Source organism: Streptomyces sp. NPDC020681, from assembly GCF_044334895.1.
Taxonomy (GTDB): Bacteria; Actinomycetota; Actinomycetes; order Streptomycetales; family Streptomycetaceae; genus Streptomyces.
In genome coordinates, this window is the sequence record NZ_JBIRTX010000021.1 from 18,114 (window position 1) to 36,119 (window position 18,006).

Annotated in this window: 18 protein-coding genes; 12 read left to right on the forward strand and 6 right to left on the reverse strand. The window is 69.7% G+C overall.

What is annotated here, in order from left to right:
- Positions 1 to 217: 217 nt before the first annotated feature.
- From leuA to ACH4YL_RS33700, 5 genes are all read left to right on the forward strand, one after another.
- The gene (gene leuA, locus ACH4YL_RS33680) at positions 218 to 1,987 is read left to right on the forward strand and encodes a 2-isopropylmalate synthase (RefSeq protein WP_398511309.1); all 1,770 of its coding nucleotides are present in this window, start codon (positions 218 to 220) and stop codon (positions 1,985 to 1,987) included.
- A gap of 244 nt (positions 1,988 to 2,231) precedes the next feature.
- On the forward strand, positions 2,232 to 2,891 hold the full coding sequence (locus ACH4YL_RS33685) for a TerB family tellurite resistance protein (RefSeq protein WP_398511398.1): 660 nt from the start codon (positions 2,232 to 2,234) through the stop codon (positions 2,889 to 2,891).
- A gap of 271 nt (positions 2,892 to 3,162) precedes the next feature.
- A complete protein-coding gene (locus tag ACH4YL_RS33690) occupies positions 3,163 to 5,241 on the forward strand; it encodes an MMPL family transporter (RefSeq protein WP_398511310.1) in 2,079 nt (692 codons plus the stop codon).
- 32 nt (positions 5,242 to 5,273) lie between these two features.
- Positions 5,274 to 6,497: a sensor histidine kinase gene (locus tag ACH4YL_RS33695; RefSeq protein ID WP_398511311.1), complete on the forward strand. Its 1,224-nt coding sequence runs from the start codon at positions 5,274 to 5,276 to the stop codon at positions 6,495 to 6,497.
- Entirely contained in the window at positions 6,494 to 7,168 is a 675-nt protein-coding gene (locus tag ACH4YL_RS33700) for a response regulator (RefSeq protein WP_398511312.1), read from the forward strand. Before ACH4YL_RS33695 ends, ACH4YL_RS33700 begins: the two co-directional genes overlap by 4 nt.
- 44 nt (positions 7,169 to 7,212) lie before the next feature.
- On the opposite strand, the gene ACH4YL_RS33705 is transcribed toward ACH4YL_RS33700, so the two are convergent.
- Positions 7,213 to 8,862, reverse strand: a complete 1,650-nt coding sequence (locus ACH4YL_RS33705) for an FAD-dependent monooxygenase (RefSeq protein WP_398511313.1) — start codon at positions 8,860 to 8,862, stop codon at positions 7,213 to 7,215.
- Between the two features lie 112 nt (positions 8,863 to 8,974).
- Between ACH4YL_RS33705 and ACH4YL_RS33710 the strand changes: the two genes are divergently transcribed.
- The 5 genes from ACH4YL_RS33710 (at position 8,975) to ACH4YL_RS33730 (ending at position 12,239) form a co-directional block, all read left to right on the forward strand.
- Positions 8,975 to 9,817 carry a hypothetical protein gene (locus ACH4YL_RS33710; protein WP_398511314.1) on the forward strand — a complete coding sequence of 281 codons (843 nt, stop codon included), beginning with the start codon at positions 8,975 to 8,977 and terminating at the stop codon, positions 9,815 to 9,817.
- Positions 9,818 to 10,063: 246 nt separating this feature from the next.
- Positions 10,064 to 10,279: a hypothetical protein gene (locus ACH4YL_RS33715; RefSeq protein ID WP_398511315.1), complete on the forward strand. Its 216-nt coding sequence runs from the start codon at positions 10,064 to 10,066 to the stop codon at positions 10,277 to 10,279.
- A 52-nt stretch (positions 10,280 to 10,331) separates the two neighbouring features.
- Positions 10,332 to 10,601: a DUF1905 domain-containing protein gene (locus tag ACH4YL_RS33720; RefSeq protein WP_398511399.1), complete on the forward strand. Its 270-nt coding sequence runs from the start codon at positions 10,332 to 10,334 to the stop codon at positions 10,599 to 10,601.
- Positions 10,602 to 10,646: 45 nt separating this feature from the next.
- On the forward strand, positions 10,647 to 11,393 hold the full coding sequence (gene recO, locus ACH4YL_RS33725; RefSeq protein ID WP_398511316.1) for a DNA repair protein RecO: 747 nt from the start codon (positions 10,647 to 10,649) through the stop codon (positions 11,391 to 11,393).
- Positions 11,394 to 11,417: 24 nt separating this feature from the next.
- Complete coding sequence (locus tag ACH4YL_RS33730; RefSeq protein WP_398511317.1) at positions 11,418 to 12,239, forward strand: isoprenyl transferase; 822 nt, start codon at positions 11,418 to 11,420, stop codon at positions 12,237 to 12,239.
- 54 nt (positions 12,240 to 12,293) lie between these two features.
- Here the strand turns inward: ACH4YL_RS33730 and ACH4YL_RS33735 are convergent, their stop codons facing one another.
- The 4 genes from ACH4YL_RS33735 to ACH4YL_RS33750 all read right to left on the reverse strand — a co-directional run bounded on the left by ACH4YL_RS33735 (position 12,294) and on the right by ACH4YL_RS33750 (position 15,454).
- Complete coding sequence (locus ACH4YL_RS33735) at positions 12,294 to 12,725, reverse strand: Fur family transcriptional regulator (protein ID WP_398511318.1); 432 nt, start codon at positions 12,723 to 12,725, stop codon at positions 12,294 to 12,296.
- Between the two features lie 68 nt (positions 12,726 to 12,793).
- Positions 12,794 to 13,687, reverse strand: a complete 894-nt coding sequence (locus ACH4YL_RS33740) for a metal ABC transporter permease (protein ID WP_398511319.1) — start codon at positions 13,685 to 13,687, stop codon at positions 12,794 to 12,796.
- A 2-nt stretch (positions 13,688 to 13,689) separates the two neighbouring features.
- Positions 13,690 to 14,475: a metal ABC transporter ATP-binding protein gene (locus ACH4YL_RS33745; protein ID WP_398511320.1), complete on the reverse strand. Its 786-nt coding sequence runs from the start codon at positions 14,473 to 14,475 to the stop codon at positions 13,690 to 13,692.
- Positions 14,476 to 14,488: 13 nt separating this feature from the next.
- Complete coding sequence (locus tag ACH4YL_RS33750; RefSeq protein ID WP_398511321.1) at positions 14,489 to 15,454, reverse strand: metal ABC transporter substrate-binding protein; 966 nt, start codon at positions 15,452 to 15,454, stop codon at positions 14,489 to 14,491.
- Positions 15,455 to 15,598: 144 nt separating this feature from the next.
- On the opposite strand from ACH4YL_RS33750, the gene ACH4YL_RS33755 reads away from it, so the two are divergent.
- Positions 15,599 to 16,981: a glycine--tRNA ligase gene (locus ACH4YL_RS33755; RefSeq protein ID WP_398511322.1), complete on the forward strand. Its 1,383-nt coding sequence runs from the start codon at positions 15,599 to 15,601 to the stop codon at positions 16,979 to 16,981.
- A 187-nt stretch (positions 16,982 to 17,168) separates the two neighbouring features.
- Positions 17,169 to 17,372, forward strand: coding sequence for a hypothetical protein (locus ACH4YL_RS33760; protein ID WP_398511323.1), 204 nt, complete (start codon positions 17,169 to 17,171; stop codon positions 17,370 to 17,372).
- Between the two features lie 33 nt (positions 17,373 to 17,405).
- On the opposite strand, the gene ACH4YL_RS33765 is transcribed toward ACH4YL_RS33760, so the two are convergent.
- Entirely contained in the window at positions 17,406 to 17,993 is a 588-nt protein-coding gene (locus ACH4YL_RS33765) for a TetR family transcriptional regulator (protein WP_398511324.1), read from the reverse strand.
- Positions 17,994 to 18,006: the final 13 nt, after the last annotated feature.

Consider the following 18,006-nt stretch of genomic DNA (forward strand, 5'->3'; position numbering starts at 1 on the left):
TTTCGGCGTAACCGGACGGGCGTCCCGCATACTGATACGGGACCGCCGTTCCCGCACCACTCGGCTACGCTGCCTCTCATCATGCGTTTCGGGCTGCTTCTTCTTAGCTGCCGCGGCGAGGGCCTGTAGTCGTAGGCCGACCCCCTCCCCGCGGGATCTGGTGCTGCTTCGATCCGTCGGCCGTCCTACTTCTGGACCCCGAGGAGCCCTACGCAAAATGTCTGACACATCTGTCGGTCGCCCCACGCCCGTGACCAATGCGACCCACACTCAGAAGCCGTCCGGGATGCCGATCCACAAGTACGGCCAGTACGAGGCCGTGGACATCCCCGACCGCACCTGGCCCGGCCGGCGGATCACCAAGGCGCCCCGCTGGCTGTCGACCGATCTGCGCGACGGCAACCAGGCACTGATCGACCCGATGTCGCCGGCCCGCAAGCGCGAGATGTTCGACCTGCTCGTACGCATGGGCTACAAGGAGATCGAGGTCGGCTTCCCCTCCTCCGGCGAGACCGACTTCGCGTTCGTACGCTCCATCATCGAAGAGGGCGCGATCCCCGAGGACGTGACGATCTCCGTCCTGACGCAGGCCCGCGAGGAGCTGATCGAGCGGACCGTCGAGTCCATCAAGGGCGCGCACCGGGCCACGGTCCACCTGTACAACGCCACCGCGCCGACGTTCCGCCGCGTCGTCTTCCGCGGCTCGAAGGAGCAGGTCAAGCAGATCGCGGTGGACGGCACGCGGCTGGTGATGGAGTACGCCGAGAAGCTGCTGGGCCCGGAGACGACCTTCGGCTACCAGTACAGCCCGGAGATCTTCACCGACACCGAGCTGGACTTCGCGCTGGAGGTCTGTGAGGCGGTCTGCGACGTGTGGCAGCCGGAGGCCGGCCGCGAGATCATCCTCAACCTGCCTGCCACGGTGGAGCGTTCGACGCCGTCCACGCACGCCGACCGCTTCGAGTGGATGTCGCGGAACCTGTCCCGTCGCGAGTACGTGTGCCTGTCCGTGCACCCGCACAACGACCGAGGCACCGCCGTCGCCGCCGCCGAACTGGCGATCATGGCGGGCGCGGACCGTATCGAGGGCTGCCTGTTCGGGCAGGGCGAACGCACCGGCAATGTCGACCTGGTGACGCTGGGCATGAACCTGTTCTCCCAAGGCGTCGACCCGCAGATCGACTTCTCGCAGATCGACGAGATCCGTCGCACCAGCGAGTACTGCAACCAGATGGAGATCCACCCGCGCCACCCCTACGCGGGCGATCTGGTCTACACCGCCTTCTCCGGCTCCCACCAGGACGCCATCAAGAAGGGCTTCGACGCACTGGAGGCCGACGCGGCCGCGCAGGGCAAGACCGTAGACGAGATCGAGTGGGCGGTGCCTTATCTGCCGATCGACCCGAAGGACGTGGGCCGGTCGTACGAGGCGGTCATCCGGGTCAACTCGCAGTCGGGCAAGGGCGGAATCGCCTATGTCCTGAAGAACGACCACAAGCTGGACCTGCCGCGCCGGATGCAGATCGAGTTCTCGAAGATCATCCAGGCGAAGACGGACAGCGAGGGCGGCGAGGTCACGCCGAAGGACATCTGGCAGGTCTTCCAGGACGAGTACCTGCCCAACCAGGACAACGCCGCGGCTCGATGGGGCCGGATCCAGCTGCGTTCCGGCCAGACCACGACCGACACCGACGGCATCGACACGCTGACCGTCGAGGCGGTCGTGGACGGCACGGAGACCGTGCTGACCGGTTCGGGCAACGGACCGATCTCGGCGTTCTTCGACGCTCTGAACGCGGTCGGCGTCGACGCGCGGCTGCTGGACTACACCGAGCACACGATGAGCGAGGGCGCGTCCGCGCAGGCCGCGTCGTACATCGAGTGCGCAATCGACGGCAAGGTGCTGTGGGGCATCGGCATCGACGCCAACACCACGCGCGCATCGCTGAAGGCGGTCGTCTCCGCCGTCAACCGCGCGGCCCGCTGAACCGGTTGACATCTTCCGCCGCGCCCCCGGCCGTTTCCCACGGAACGGCCGGGGGTGCGGCGCTGTTCGCGGGGGGTGACCACGTGCTGGCGCAGGGCGAGGAATCAGCCATGTCCTGGCGTACTGCCGCCGGGGTGCTGACGCCACATCATCGGTGTGGCTAACATCACGTCAACGCGGCAATGTTGCCGGACGGTTACGGAGGTGCGCAGTGCGGGCAGACCGAGGGCTTTTCGGCCGGAAAATGCTGGTCTGCGGCGTTCACACCTCTTGGAACACCGTTGGTGACGGCGAGTTCTTCTGTTCGGACTGCGGAGGCGACCGGAACTACCGGCGTCGCACCGGCCGCCGCCGGTTCACCCTGCTCGGCATTCCGCTGCTGCCGCGCGGCTCGGCGGGCCCGGTCGTCGAATGCGCCGCCTGCCACAGCCACTTCGGCATGGAAGCGCTCGACCACCCCACCACCTCCCGCTTCTCCGCGATGCTCCGCGACGCGGTCCACACCGTCGCCCTCGCCGTCCTCGCCTCCGGCGGCACGTCCTCGCGCCAGGTCCGCGAGACCGCCGTCGCGATCGTCCGCGCGGCCGGCCTCGACGACTGCACGGAGGACCAGCTCACGGGCCTGATCGAGGCACTCGCCGCGGACACCGGCCGCTTCGTCACGGACACCGGCCCGTACGGCGCGGCGCTCGCGATCGAACTGCACGAGGCGCTGGAGCCCCTGGCCCCGCATCTGGCCCCCGCGGGCCGTGAGTCGATCCTCCTCCAGGGCGCCCGCATCGCCCTCGCCGACGGCCCGTACAGCCCTGCGGAACGAGAGGTCCTGACGACGGTCGGCACGGCGCTCCAGTTGTGCGCCGACGATACGTCCAGACTCCTCGCGGCAGCGCGCACGCCGTTCTGATCCAACCAGGAGGGCCTCCGCCTCAAGCCCTCGGTCTCTTTGCCCACGGCCGGCGAAGCCCGGCCCGTCCGGGCCCCCGGTTACGGGGGGAGGGCGTGGAGGCGAACAAATCCGCCGCAGGCGTACGCCGCGATACTCCCCGGGGAGTACGGCCGCCTCCCCGTCACCTCCGGCAGTACCTCCCATCTCGCCCTCGCGCGCGACGAATCCTCCACCTCCCGGCGGGAGTCTGGACCCAACCAGACACCCAGCCGAGGGGAGGGCCACCACCGTGGCCGGAATCAGGAAACGGCGCGCTCTGCCATGGGCCGTGCTCGCGTTGTGGATCGCGGTCGTCGCCCTCGCCGTGCCGTTCGCGGGCAAACTCGGCGACGTACAGCGCGACAACGCCGTCGACTATCTGCCCGCCGGCGCGGACTCCACCCAGGTCGCCAGGATCCAGCAGCAGTTGCCCGGCGGTGAGGCCACCGAGCTGGTGCTCGTCTACCACCGCGACGGCGGGCTCACCGCCGCCGACCGCGCGGCGGTTGGACGGCAGGTCGCGGACATCGCCGCGGCCCACGAACTCACCGGCACTCAAGCGCCTCCGGCCGTGCCGTCCAAGGACGGCACCACCCTCATGGTGCCTCTCTCCTCCACCGAGCCCGGCGGCGACGAGGCGAAGCGCACCGCCCTTGTCGAGGACGTACGCGAAAGGGTCGCCGGCGGCGACGGGCTGAGCGTCGACGTCGGCGGGCCGAGCGCTCTGCAGACCGACATGGAGGAGGTCTTCGAGTCCATCGACGGCGCGCTGATGCTCGCCACCGTGCTCGTCGTCGCCGTGCTCCTGATCCTCACCTACCGCAGCCCGTTCCTCTGGCTCGTCCCGCTGGTCGTCGTCGGTGTCGCCGCCGTCGCCACCAGGGCCCTGATCTACGGCCTGGTCCAGGGCTTCGACCTCACCGTCACCAGCCAGAGCGCGGGCATCATGACCGTGCTCGTCTTCGGCGCGGGCACCGACTACGCCCTGCTGATCGTCGCCCGCTACCGCGAGGAGCTGCGCCGCGTCCCGCAGCCGTACGACGCGATGCGTGCGGCTCTGCGCGGCTGCGGGCCGGCCGTCCTCGCCTCCTCCGGGACCGTCGCGGCCGGGCTGCTGTGCCTGTTGGCCGCCGATCTCAACAGTGCCCGCGGGCTCGGACCCGTCGGCGCGGTCGGTGTCGTCTGCGCGCTCGCCGCGATGCTCACGCTGCTGCCCGCGGTCCTCGTCCTGCTGGGCCGCCGGGTGTTCTGGCCGCTGGTCCCGGCGTACGGGAGCGAGCCGAAGCAGCGGCGTTCGCTGTTCGCGGCGATGGGCAGCTCGGCCGGGCGGCGGCCGGTCGCCGTCCTCGCCTCCGGAGCGGTGCTGCTCGGCGCGCTCGCGCTCGGCGCTTTCAGCCTGCCCGGCACGCTCAAGCAGGAGGACACCTTCACCAGCAGGCCCGAATCGGTGTCCGCGATGCGGACGTTGGCGGACGCCTACCCGGAACGCAGCAGCCAGCCGATCAGCGTCGTCGCCCGCACTTCCGACACACAGGCCGTACTCGACAAGGCCCGCGCGACGAACGGCGTCGCGGCCGTGGAACAGGGCCGTAGCGCGGACGGCTGGACCGAACTCTCCGTCTTCGCCGAGGACGCGCCGGAGACCCCGGGCGAGACCGAGACCATCAAATCCCTGCGCAAGGGACTCGACGGCGCGTACGTCGGCGGCCTGAGCGCACAGCAGCTCGACCTCGACGACACCAACGCACGTGACCGCCTGGTCGTCGTCCCGCTGGTCCTCGCCGCCGTCCTGCTGATCCTGATCGCGCTGCTGCGCAGCCTGGTCGCCCCGCTGATCCTCGTCGTCGCGGTCGTGGCGGTGTGGGGCGCGGCGATGGGACTCGGCGGCCTGGTCTTCGGGCCTCTCTTCGGCTTCAACGGCACCGATCCGGGGCTGCCGCTGCTGTCCTTCGTCTTCCTCGTCGCGCTCGGCGTCGACTACGGCATCTTCCTGATGCACCGGATGCGCGAGGAGGCACTCACCGGCGCGGATCCGGCGACCGCGGCGCTGACCGCGCTGCGGACGACGGGCGGTGTCATCGCCTCGGCGGGCATCGTGCTGGCGGCGACCTTCGCGGTCCTGATGAACCTGCCGCTGGTGCCGCTGGTCGAGATGGGCTTCGTGGTCGCGGTCGGCGTCCTGCTGGACACCTTCCTGGTACGGACGTATCTGGTGACCTCCGCGAGCCTGCTGCTGGGCCGCGGAGTGTGGTGGCCCGGCGCGCTGTCGAAGCGCGGAAGGGCGCCGCACCCCGAGCCGGAGCGCACATCCAGTCCCGCCGGAGTCTGATGCGGCGCCCGCCGCGGGCCCGGTGACCGAGGATGGAGAACGTGCAGCAACCACACCACAACCCGCCCCGGCTGGGGGAGCGCGTGCTGACCGCCGTCAGCCGCGACCCCCTGGCCGCGCCGCACCGGTTCCGCAACGACGTCCTCCTCGCGGCCGCCGTGGCCGTACTCGCCCTCGTGCTGGCCCTGTTCGTGCAGGACGGGCGGCGGCCGGACGCCCTCGGCTGGGTGCTCCTCGCCGGATCCGCCGTGCCGCTGGCCTGGCGCCGGGCACGGCCGTTCCTGGTGCTCGCGGCCGTGCTGTGCTGCGTCGCTCCGTACCACGCGCTCGACAACACCCATGCCGCGCCGGTACCCGCGTCGCTGCTCGCGCTCTACACCGTGGCCGCCATCGCCCGACCGCTGCACACCTTCCTCATCGGCTCGGGCGTCATCGGCCTGGCTCTGTCGGTGATGTTCCGGGTCGGCACCCACGAGGGTCTCGAGGCGCTGCGCACCTCCGGCTGGATCATCTCCGTCCTCGTGTTCGGCGTGGACGTACGCATCTACCGCCGCTACATCGCCTCCGTCGTCGGCCGCGCAGAACGCGCCGAACGCACCCGCGAGGAGGAAGCCGCCCGACGCGTCGCCGAGGAGCGGCTGCGCATCGCCCGCGATCTGCACGATCTCCTCGCGCACTCCATCACCCTGATCGGCGTGCAGACCTCCGTCGCCTCCCATGTGCTGACCGTCGACCCCGACCGCCTGGACCGGGCCGCCATCGCCAAGGCCCTCGACGACATCGCCGAGACCTGCCGCACGGCACGCGGCGAACTGCGCACCACGCTCGAAGTCCTGCGCGCCGACGGCACGGACGCCGAGGGCCCGCTGCCCGACCTGGCCGGGCTGCCCGATCTCGTACGGGCCGCGGACGCGCACCTGGACGTCCGCACCGGCGACCGCCGCATCCCGCCGGCCGTCGGGGCCGCCGCGTACCGCATCGTGCAGGAGTCGCTCACCAACGCCGTACGCCACGGCGGGCCCGGGGTACGTATCCGGGTCAGCGTCGAGGCGGCCGACAGCCGCCTCCAGGTCACCGTCAGCGACAACGGAACCGGGAACGGGAGCGGCACGGGAAGCGACTCCGGCTACGGCATCATCGGGATGCGCGAGCGTGCCCGCAGCGTCGGAGGCACACTGGCAGCCGGACCGCGTGACGGCGGCGGGTTCGAGGTGGCGGCGGCCCTGCCGCTTCAGCAGACGGAGGCTCTGGCATGAGCGCGATCAGCGCGATTCGGGTACTGCTCGCCGACGACCAGGCTCTGGTGCGCGCCTCCTTCGCGATGCTCGTCGAGTCCGCCCGCGACATGGAGGTCGTCGGCCAGGCCTGCACCGGCGCCGAGGCCGTCGAACTCGCCCGCAGCGAACGCGCGGACGTCGTCGTCATGGACATCCGCATGCCGGAGCTCGACGGCATCGAGGCGACCCGCCTGATCGCCTCCGACGACGACCTCGCCGGGGTGAAGGTGCTGGTCCTCACCACGTACGACACCGAGGACCACATCCTCGAAGCGCTGCGGGCCGGCGCGTCCGGGTTCCTGGTGAAGGACACCAAGCCGGCCGACCTGCTGGCCGGGATCAGGACGGTCGCGGCGGGCGAGTCGCTGCTCTCTCCGGGCCCCACGTCCCGGCTGATCGCCCGCGTCCTGCGCACACCGGACACGCCTGTGATCGGTGGCCCGGAAGACCTGACGGACCGCGAACGCCAGGTCCTCGCGCTGGTCGCGCGTGGCCTGAACAACGCCGAGATCGGCGAGGCGCTCGGCCTGAGCCCGCTCACCGCGAAGACGCATGTCAGCCGCATCATGGGCAAACTCGCGGCCCGCGACCGGGCCCAACTGGTGATCGTGGCCTACGAGTCGGGCCTCGTCGTTCCCGGCGACGTCTAGGGCCTGATCCAGACGACAGGCCCTGGTCCGGCGGGATCCGGAAGTCACGTGCGGAAGACGCCGCCCAGGTGCGCCGACAACGCGGCGGCGGCCGCGGGGACCTGTCCGAGTCCCATCCCGAGCCCCTGTCCCAGGTCCAGCCGGAGACCCAGATAGCCGTCCGGCCGGATCAGGAATCCCGTCGGCCCCTGTGCGTGGTAGCCCCGCCGGAACTCCCCACGGCTGTCGTGGAAGGCGGGCAGCTCCATACCGTCCGCCGGGACGTCCGCGGCGAGAACGGCGCAGGCGTCCACCTGCCCATGGGCCAAGTGCCGGGCGGCGGCGGCCAGTTCGCCGTACTCCGTCATGGTGCCCGCCGTGTCCGCGTAGAGCAGCAGCATGTGTTCGCGGTCGCGGATGAGGTCGAACAGCCGCACCGGGAAAGCGGCGATCGCGCCGACGAGGCCGCCGCAGTCCGGCGCACGGTCGCCCGCATCGGGTCCGTCCTGCCCGGGGTCGGGCGCTCCGACGACCGTGCTGCCGCGGTAGGAGATCAGCAGCTGTGCCTCCCGGAGCATGACCGTCGCCGGGTCGTCGGCGTCCGACTCGACGCCGGCCCTGGCGTGCCGCACGGTCCGTCCCACCACTTCCTCACCCACCGGCCTGCGCTCGAGGTCATAGCTGTCGAGCAGCCGCGGATGCGCGGTCCCCGCCACCGCGAGGGCCAGCTTCCAGGCCAGGTTGTACGCGTCCTGAATGCCGGTGTTCATGCCCTGGGCGCCGGTCGGCGGATGGATGTGCGCCGCGTCCCCGGCGACGAAGACCCGGCCGTCCGAGTAGCGGTCCACCAGCCGGTGGCTGATCCGGAACACGGACGACCAGCGGAGCGCGGACGCGGTGGTCGGCTCCGGCGAGAGCCGGTCGAGGACGGCCTGGATGTGCTCCAGCCCGGGTGCGCGGCCGCTTTCCAGGCCGTGCGTGACCTCGTCACCGCCCGGCTGCTCCTGCGCGGAGAGCTCCGGCGGGACCAGCATCGACATGCGGTAGCGGTTGTGGCCGGGCAGTGGGATGCAGACGAGGAGGTCGTCGGTGTCGCCGTCGGTCCGGTGCATGGAGCGCACTCCGTAGCCCGGCGGCAGACTCCAGTCGACCTCCACGTCCGCCAGCATGTACTCCTCGGGGAACGCGCCGCCTTCGAAGGACAGCCCGAGGCCCTTGCGTACGGCGCTGTGCGCGCCGTCGCAGCCGATCAGAAAGCGTGAGCGGATCTCCTCCGCGCCGGACGGCGTGGTGAGCCGGCTCCAGACCCCGTCCGCGTCCCGCTCGAACGACACCAGCGCGGTGCCGCGCTCGATCCGGGTGCCCCAGCGCCCGAGGTGTTCCTCGATCAGCCGCTCGGTCTCGTACTGCGGCAGCGCGGCGAAGCCGTACGGGACGTCCGGCGGCAGTTTCAGGTCGATGCGCATCTGCTCCGCACCGTTGACGTACAGCAGCTGCCCGCGCATCGGCACGGCGGCGTCCAGGGCCTCGCGCACCATGCCCATCCGGTCCCAGATCTCCAGCGTCCTGGGCTGGATGCCCACGGCCTTCGCGTACGGCAGCCGGGCCGGCAGCCGGTCGACGATCCGGCAGTCGACTCCCCGCCGCCGGAGTTCCGCCGCCGCTGTCAGCCCGACCGGCCCGGCGCCCACGACCAGCACATCGGTGTGCACCATCGGCAGCTCCCATAGCGAGATCCCCTTCCATGGTGACCCGGCATGCAACGTCTGGCGCGTCGGGGCGTCACGCGGCACGCTGGACCCTGGGGGACCTGGTGAAGGGGCCGCCATGAACGCTGTCGCAAGAACGGCACCCGGTGGCCGGCTCGCCGCCGCGGTCGAGAGCCCGGTCGTCGCTCTGTCCCCGTGGATCGTCTTCTCGGTCGTCGTCGGCCCGGGCCGTTTCGAGCTGGCGGTGGGACTCGCCCTCGCGGTGTCGGTAGCCCTCTTCGTCGCCTCGCGGATGGTCTACCGCGGCAGCTCGCTCAAGATCCTCGAAGTGACGGACGTCGTCTTCTTCGCCGTGCTCGCCGTGGTCGGAGCCTTCGCCTCGCCCGGTACGCACCGATGGCTGGAAACGTACGCGGGCGAGGTCTCCAATCTTGCGCTGATGCTCATCGCCTTCGGCTCGATCGCCGTGCGCACGCCGTTCACCATGCAGTACGGACGGGAGCGGGTCGGGCCCGAGTACTGGAAGTCGCGGGAGTTCCTGCACGCCAACGATGTGATCACCGCCGTCTGGGGCCTGGCCTTCCTGGTGGCCGCGCTCGCCGGCGGCTTCGGTGATCTCGTCCTGCACAACCCGAGCAATCTGTGGACCGCGTGGATCATCCAGATCGCGGCGATCGTCGCCGCGCTCAGCTTCACCGAGTGGTATCCCAAGGTGGTCCGGAGCCGGGTCCGCACGGGCGAGCCTCCGCCGCCGGTGCGCAATCTGCTGATCCCGCTGGCCGCCCTGATCATCCCGGTGGGCGTCGTCTCGCTGATATTCGACGCCGCGGCGGCCTGGTTCGGCGTCGGGCTGATCCTCATCGGCGTGATTCTGGCCCGCGCCATCAACAAGGACGCGGAGATGACGCGACCGAACGGCGGCCGCTCGCGGCGCGGGCGGTACCACGGCAAGCTGCGCTGACGGACGCGTGCCGCGACGCCGGGCAAATCCCGCTGAATCCCTCTAGGACAATGTCCAATTGCCGTCCGCGAATAGCCTGTTCGAGTGGGCCGAACTCGGTTCCGAAGAAATAGCAGATGCGTTGAAGTGCGCATACTCCTGTCCAGCGTAGCCACGCGGCCCCGCCGCTGTAATGCGAAACGTGAAATCGGAGCGGGCCGGGAAACAATGGCGGGCAAGGAAAACCAATTGCCAGGAGGAACCCGGGTGACGCCGCCCATCGGCTCGTACGTCGTCGACATCCGCACCGGAAAGGTGGGCCGCTTCATGGGCGAGACAGGAGCGAGACTCCGGCTGAGACCGGTCGGCGGCGGCCGGGAGTGGGAGTGCGACCCGGACAAGGTCCGGCCGGCGACGGCGGCGGAGCGGATCAGCGCGACGACGGCGTATGTCAACGCGCGCAGCCGGGGCGAGCTGCCGTAGCGGTGCCGCCGAGTCGGCGATGAGTTTTCTTCCGGCCGGCCGTCCCACCTTCATGGACAAGCAATTCAGCGCAACGCTGCAGAAGAGCCCTGAGAAGGGCGGCTGGACGTACCTGGTGTGGCCCGAGTCCGTCGAGTACTTCGGGACTCGGGGCCTGGTCAAGGTCCGCGGCACCATCGACGGCCATCCGTTCCGGAGCTCTTTCATGGCTCTGGGCGACGGCAGGCACAAGCTGCCGGTGAAGGCGGACGTCCGCAAGGCGATCGGCAAGGAGGCCGGCGACTCGGTGACCGTACGGCTCCAGGAGCGCCTGGAGGATTGAGCATCCGATGGCGGCCGGCGGCCGTTGGTACGGGACAATGGCCGCATGAGCCTGTTCCGTGACGACGGCATCGTCCTCCGCACCCAGAAGCTGGGCGAGGCCGACCGCATCATCAGCTTGCTCACGCGCGGTCACGGGCGCGTGCGGGCCGTCGCGCGCGGGGTGCGGCGGACCAAGTCGAAGTTCGGGGCCCGGCTCGAGCCCTTCTCCCATGTCGATGTGCAGTTCTTCGCCCGCGGCAGCGAACTCGTCGGCCGCGGACTCCCGCTGTGCACCCAGAGCGAGACCATCGCTCCGTACGGTGGCGGAATCGTCACCGACTACGCCCGCTACACCGCCGGCACCGCCATGCTGGAGACCGCGGAACGCTTCACCGACCACGAAGGTGAACCCGCGGTCCAGCAGTACCTCCTCCTCGTCGGCGCCCTGCGCTCCCTCGCCCGCGGCGAGCACGCGCCCCATCTCATCCTCGACGCCTTCCTGCTGCGCTCACTCGCCGTCAACGGCTACGCGCCCAGCTTCGAGGACTGCGCGAAATGCGGGCTGCACGGCCCGAACCGCTTCTTCTCCGTCGCCGCCGGCGGCGTCATATGCGGCGACTGCCGGGTGCCCGGCAGCGTCGTACCCTCTGCGGAGGCCATCGGTCTGCTCAGCGCGCTGCTGACCGGCGACTGGCCCACGGCGGACGCGTGCGAGGCGCGCCACGTCAGGGAGGGCAGCGGGCTGGTGTCCGCCTATCTGCACTGGCACTTGGAGCGCGGCCTGCGCTCGCTTCGGTACGTCGAAAAATAGCGAGAAATAGGAGATGTGAGCCGCATGGCACGACGCGGAATCCTGGGCCGGTCCCGCCGCGAGTACAAGGTCCCCGAGCCGCACCCGTCCGGCGCCCGCCCGCCGAAGATCCCGGGCGAGCTGGTGCCGAACCATGTGGCATGCGTCATGGACGGCAACGGCCGCTGGGCCAAGGAGCGCGGTCTGCCGCGCACCGAGGGCCACAAGGTCGGCGAGGGCGTCGTACTCGACGTGCTCAAGGGCTGCCTGGAGATGGGCGTCAAGAACCTCTCGCTGTACGCCTTCTCCACCGAGAACTGGAAGCGCTCGCCCGACGAGGTGCGCTTCCTGATGAACTTCAACCGGGACGTGATCCGCCGCCGCCGCGACGAGATGGACGAGCTCGGCATCCGCATCCGCTGGGTCGGCCGGATGCCGAAGATGTGGAAGTCGGTCGTCCAGGAGCTCCAGATCGCCCAGGAGCAGACCAAGAACAACGACGCGATGACGCTGTACTTCTGCGTCAACTACGGCGGCCGCGCGGAGGTCGCCGACGCCGCGCAGAAGATCGCCCAGGACGTCGCGGCAGGCAAGCTGGACCCGTCGAAGGTCAACGAGAAGACGTTCCAGAAGTACCTGTACTACCCGGACATGCCGGACGTCGACCTCTTCCTGCGCCCCAGCGGCGAGCAGCGCACGTCCAACTACCTGATCTGGCAGAGCAGTTACGCGGAGATGGTCTTCCAGGACGTTCTGTGGCCGGACTTCGACCGCCGCGACCTGTGGCGTGCCTGCCTGGAGTACGCGCAGCGCGACCGCCGCTTCGGCGGCGCGATCCCGAACGAGGACCAGCTCAACAAGGCGTGAGACAAGGCGTGGGAGAGCGGCCCCGGACCCACGGGTCCGGGGCGGAACTCCCGGTTACTTGACCGCCGCCGCGCACTCCGCGCACGTGCCGAAGATCTCCACCGTGTGCGCCACATTCACATACCCGTGCGCCGCCGCCACCGTCTCGGCCCACTGCTCCACCGCGGGCCCCTCGACCTCGACCGCCTTGCCGCACACCCGGCACACCAGGTGGTGGTGGTGATCGTCGGTCGAGCAGCGGCGGTAGACCGATTCGCCGTCGGACGTGCGCAGCACATCCACCTCGCCCGCGTCCGCGAGCGACTGCAGGGTGCGGTAGACGGTGGTCAGTCCGACCGAGTCGCCACGGTGCTTGAGCATGTCGTGCAGCTCCTGCGCGCTGCGGAACTCGTCCACCTCGTCGAGGGCCGAGGCCACCGCGGCACGCTGCCGCGTCGACCGGCCTCGCACTGGGGCGGTGTTCCCGCCGCTTGGGGCCGTGACCACAGCTGCCTCCTCGTCTCGCCGCACATGATGTCCGGCCCAATTCTGCCAGGCCCGGCATCCGTCCCGGGTCAGACCTTGACGTCGTCGCCCGACCGCCGGTTGCCGGGCATGTCCACATCGCATTCCGCGGCGCTTGTCTCCATGGTGCGCGCCCGTCGCCGGGCAAGCGGCACCGCCAGCACGGTCAGCGTGATGAAGACCGCGATGGCGAGCAGCACGATCGTCGCGCCCGGCGGCACATCCTGGTAGTAGGAGGTGGTGGTCCCGGCCAGGGCCACGGCGACGCCGATCACCACCGCCATCGCGAACGTGGCCCGGAACGAGCGGGCGATCTGCTGCGCCGCCGCCACCGGCACCACCATCAGCGCGCTGACCAGCAGCAGCCCGACGACCCGCATCGCGACCGAGACCGTGACCGCCGCGGTGACCGCGATCAGCAGATTCAGCGCACGCACCGGAAGACCGGTCACCCGCGCGAACTCCTCGTCCTGGCTGACCGCGAACAGCTGCCTCCGCAGCCCCAGAGACACCAGCACCACAAAGGCGGCGAGCAGCGCTATCGCGGTCAGGTCCTCGTCGGAGACCGTGGACAGCGAGCCGAAGAGATACGAGCTCAGATTGGCCGTGGACCCGCTCTCCGACAGGTTGATCAGCAGTACGCCGCCCGCCATGCCGCCGTAGAAGAGCATCGCCAGCGCGATGTCGCCGCGGGTGCGTCCGTACGCCCGGATCAGCTCCATCGCGACCGCGCCGACGACGGAGACGAGCGTCGCCATCCAGATCGGGTTGGTCGACAGCAGGAAGCCGAGGCCGACGCCGGTCATCGCGACATGGCCGATGCCGTCGCCCAGCAGCGCCTGCCGGCGCTGCACCAGATAGACGCCGACGGCGGGCGCGGTGATGCCGACCAGCACGGCCGCGATCAGCGCCCGCTGCATAAAGGCCGTCTCGAGGATTTCCATGATCAGGTCAGCAGTCCCGTGCGGAGCGGCTCGTCGGCCGCATGCGGATGTACATGGTCGTGGCCGGGCAGCGCATGCTGGCCCACGGCCTTCGGCGGCGGCCCGTCATGGACCACACAGCCGTCGCGCAGCACCACGGCGCGGTCGATCAGCGGCTCCAGCGCGCCCAGCTCGTGGAGCACGAGCAGCACCGTCGTCCCGGCGGCGACCTGCTCGCGCAGCGTGCCGGCGAGTATCTCCTGGCTGGCGAGGTCGACGCCGGCCATCGGCTCGTCCATGATCAGCAGTTCGGGTTCGCTCGCGAGCGCGCGGGCGATCAGCACCCGCTGGTGCTGGCCGCCGGACAGATGGTTCACGGAGTCCTTGGCGCGGTCGCTCAGCCCGACCAGCTCGATGGCGCGGCCTATCGCGGCCCGGTCGGCCTTGGACGGCCAGCCCAGCCTCGTACGCGAGAGCCGGCCCGAGGAGACGACCTCGCGCACGGTTGCCGGCACACCGCTCGACGCGGTGGTGCGCTGCGGTACGTAGCCGATGCGCGACCAGGCACGGAAGCTGCGCAGCTCCGTGCCGAACAGGGCGATCTTGCCCTCCGTGAGCGGCACTTGGCCGATCGCGGAGCGCACGACCGTGGACTTGCCCGAGCCGTTGGCGCCGAGCAGCGCGACGACCTCACCGTGCTGGACGGTGAGGTCGATGCCGCGCAGCACGGTGCGCGAGCCGAGCGTGGCCTTGGCCCCCCGAACGGATATGACGGGCTCGCTCACTGGTGTCTCCGATGCTGCTGTCACGTGACCACTGCTGTCATTTGGCGCCGAGGGCCTTCTGCAGCCCGGCGAGGTTGGACTCCATCACCTGCAGATAGTCATCGCCCTTGGACTTGTCCGTAATTCCCTCGAGCGGGTCGAGGACGTCCGTCTTGAGGCCGGCGTCCGCCGCGAGGGTCTTCGCCGTCTTGTCGCTGGCAAGGGTCTCGAAGAAGACGGTGGAGACCTTGTCGGCCTTCGCGATCGTCTGGAGTTCCTTGATACGGGCCGGGCTGGGCTCGGACTCCGGGTCGATGCCCGCGATGCCCTCCTGGTCCAGGCCGTAGCGCTCGGCGAGGTAGCCGAAGGCGGCGTGCGTGGTGATGAAGGTCTTGGTGGCCGTGTTCTGCAGGCCCGTCCGGAACTTGGCGTTCAGCCCGTCCAGCTTCTTGACCAGCGCCTCGGTGTTCTTCTTGTAGTCCGCCGCGTGGTCCGGGTCGGCCTTCTCGAGGGAGGCTCCGACGCCCTTGGCGACCTCGGCGTACTTCACGGGGTCGAGCCAGATGTGCGGGTCGGCGCCGGCCTCGCTCTCGCCCTCGTGGGCGTGCTCCTCCTCGCCCTCGTGGCTGTGGCCGCCCTCGGTGCCGTGGTGCTCCAGCTTGGTGAGGGTGGCGGCGTCGACCTTGTTCTTTGCCTCGGACTGGTCGATGGCCTCGTCGACGGCGGGCTGGATGCCCTTGAGGTAGAGGATGTAGCCGGCTTCGTTCAGTTCGGCGGTCTGGCGGGGCTTGAGCTCGAGGTCGTGGGGTTCGACTCCGGGCGGGGTGAGGGTCGAGACGGAGACATGGCCGCCGCCTATCTGCTCGGCGAGATACTGCATGGGATAGAACGACGTCACCACCTTCAGCTTGTCGCCGCCCGCGCTGTCGTCGGCCCCGGCGGAGGAGCACGCGGACACGGCCATGAGGCCGAGAGCGGCGGCTCCGGCGGCGACGGTGGTAGGGAGGAGGCGTCGTACGTTCATGACAGTCATTTTCAACAAAACTGGAAACGATTGTCAACAAAGTGGCCGGCCGGTCCCTGGCCCCCACCGATTTGATCCAGGGGGTGCGGCCGCCGGTAACCTGAACCATTCGCCGTTCGTCGTCGTCGTAATGAAGAGAGCACCGTGGCCGCCGACAAGATCGACACCATCGTCAGCCTGAGCAAGCGCCGTGGCTTCGTCTACCCGTGCAGCGAGATCTATGGCGGCCAGCGAGCCGCCTGGGACTACGGGCCGCTGGGCGTCGAGATGAAGGAGAACATCAAGCGCCAGTGGTGGCGCTACATGGTCACCGCGCGCGAGGACGTCGTGGGTATCGACTCGTCGGTGATCCTGGCCACCGAGGTCTGGGAGGCCTCCGGCCATGTCGCCACCTTCACGGACCCGCTCACCGAGTGCACCTCCTGCCACAAGCGGTTCCGCGCCGACCACCTTGAAGAGGCTTACGAGGCCAAGCACGGCAAGGTCCCCGCGAACGGCCTCGCCGACCTGAACTGCCCCAACTGCGGCAACAAGGGCACCTTCACCGAGCCCAAGCAGTTCTCCGGCCTGCTCTCCACCCACCTCGGCCCGACCCAGGACTCCGGCTCCGTCGCGTACCTGCGCCCGGAAACCGCGCAGGGCATTTTCACCAACTTCGGCCAGGTTCAGCAGACTTCGCGCAAGAAGCCGCCGTTCGGCATCGCCCAGATGGGCAAGTCCTTCCGCAACGAGATCACTCCCGGCAACTTCATCTTCCGCACCCGCGAGTTCGAGCAGATGGAGATGGAGTTCTTCGTCAAGCCGGGTGAGGACGAGAAGTGGCAGGAGTACTGGATGGAGCAGCGCTGGAACTGGTACCGCGACCTTGGTCTCCGTGAGGAGAACATGCGCTGGTACGAGCACCCGGCCGAGAAGCTCTCGCACTACTCCAAGCGGACCGCGGACATCGAGTACCGCTTCCAGTTCGGCGGCAGCGAATGGGGCGAGCTCGAAGGCGTCGCCAACCGCACCGACTTCGACCTTTCCGCGCACTCCAAGGCCTCCGGCAACGACCTGTCGTACTTCGACCAGGAGGCCGGCGAGCGCTGGACGCCGTATGTCATCGAGCCGGCTGCCGGTGTCGGCCGCGCGATGCTCGCCTTCCTCCTCGACGCCTACAACGAGGACGAGGCCCCCAACGCCAAGGGCGTCATGGAGAAGCGCACCGTGATGCGCCTCGACCCGCGCATCGCGCCGGTCAAGGTCGCCGTGCTGCCGCTGTCCCGCAACCCGCAGCTGTCGCCGAAGGCCAAGGGCCTCGCGACCGACCTGCGCAAGAACTGGAACATCGACTTCGACGACGCCGGCGCCATCGGCCGCCGCTACCGCCGCCAGGACGAGATCGGGACGCCGTTCTGCGTGACCGTCGACTTCGACACCCTCGACGACAACGCGGTCACCGTGCGCGAGCGCGACACCATGAAGCAGGAGCGCGTCTCCCTGGACCAGATCCAGACGTACCTCGGCAGCCGCCTGCTCGGCTGCTGAACCCGCTCTCAACGCGCTGGACCTGCAAAAGGCCGGCCGGGCCCTCGGGCCCGGTCGGCCTTTGTGTTCGCTTGTCCGCCTTTGTGTGCTTGAACCTCAGGTGGCTGGTGAGCAACAGCGCGACGAGATGCCCCTGTTGATGTTGTCCTTACTGCACACTGGGCGCAATCGTCACCAGGAGGACACGATGCCGTCCATGACCAGCAGCAAGGTCAGCAGATGGGATCAGCACGGCCGAGAACATGTCGTGCATGTGCAGAAGTCGGGCATGCAGCGGATGCTGACCTGCGACACCTGCGGCTGGCGCAAGGGCGCGCAGTTCCTGCCCTGGCTCAAGGCGGAGGAACACCTCGCCGAGGCGCACCAGGCGACCGTCGACCCGAGCGCCTGAGACGCCGCCTGAGGCACTGCCCGGGCCGGCTGCTCAGGCGCTGAGGCCGCGCATCAACAGGTCCGTCACGGCCGCGAACTCGTCGTCTATCGTCGGCTTCCGCCACTCCGGCGCATAGGACGGATCATGGAACCGGGCCGTCGCGGCGAACACGGCATGCGCCACCGAAGCCGGCGCCGGCGCCTCGAACTCGCCCTTGGCAACACCCTCTTCGATGATCCGGGTGAGCTGGCTCTCCAGCTCGGTCAGATGCTGGTCCACCACATTGCTGCTCTCCGGGATCAGCGCGGAGAACGTGGCGAACAACTCCGGGTCGTCACCCGCCTTGTGGCGCTTGGCCTCGAAGAGACCCGTGAGCCACTTCCGCAGCTTCTCCTCGGCCGTGGCGGCCGGACCCTCCGTGATCTCCGACAGGAGAGCCTCGGTCCGGCCCAGCCAGCGCGCGGTCACGGCCTCGCGCAGCGCCGCCTTGGTACGGAAGTGCCGGTAGACGCTTCCGTGGCTCACGCCCAGGACCCGTGCGACGTCGACGACCGTGGCCTTGGCCGGGCCGTAGCGGCGCAGCACTTCCTCGGTGGCTTCCAGGATGCGTTCGGTCGTCAGCGTCTCGGTGGTGGACATGGCATTGACGTTA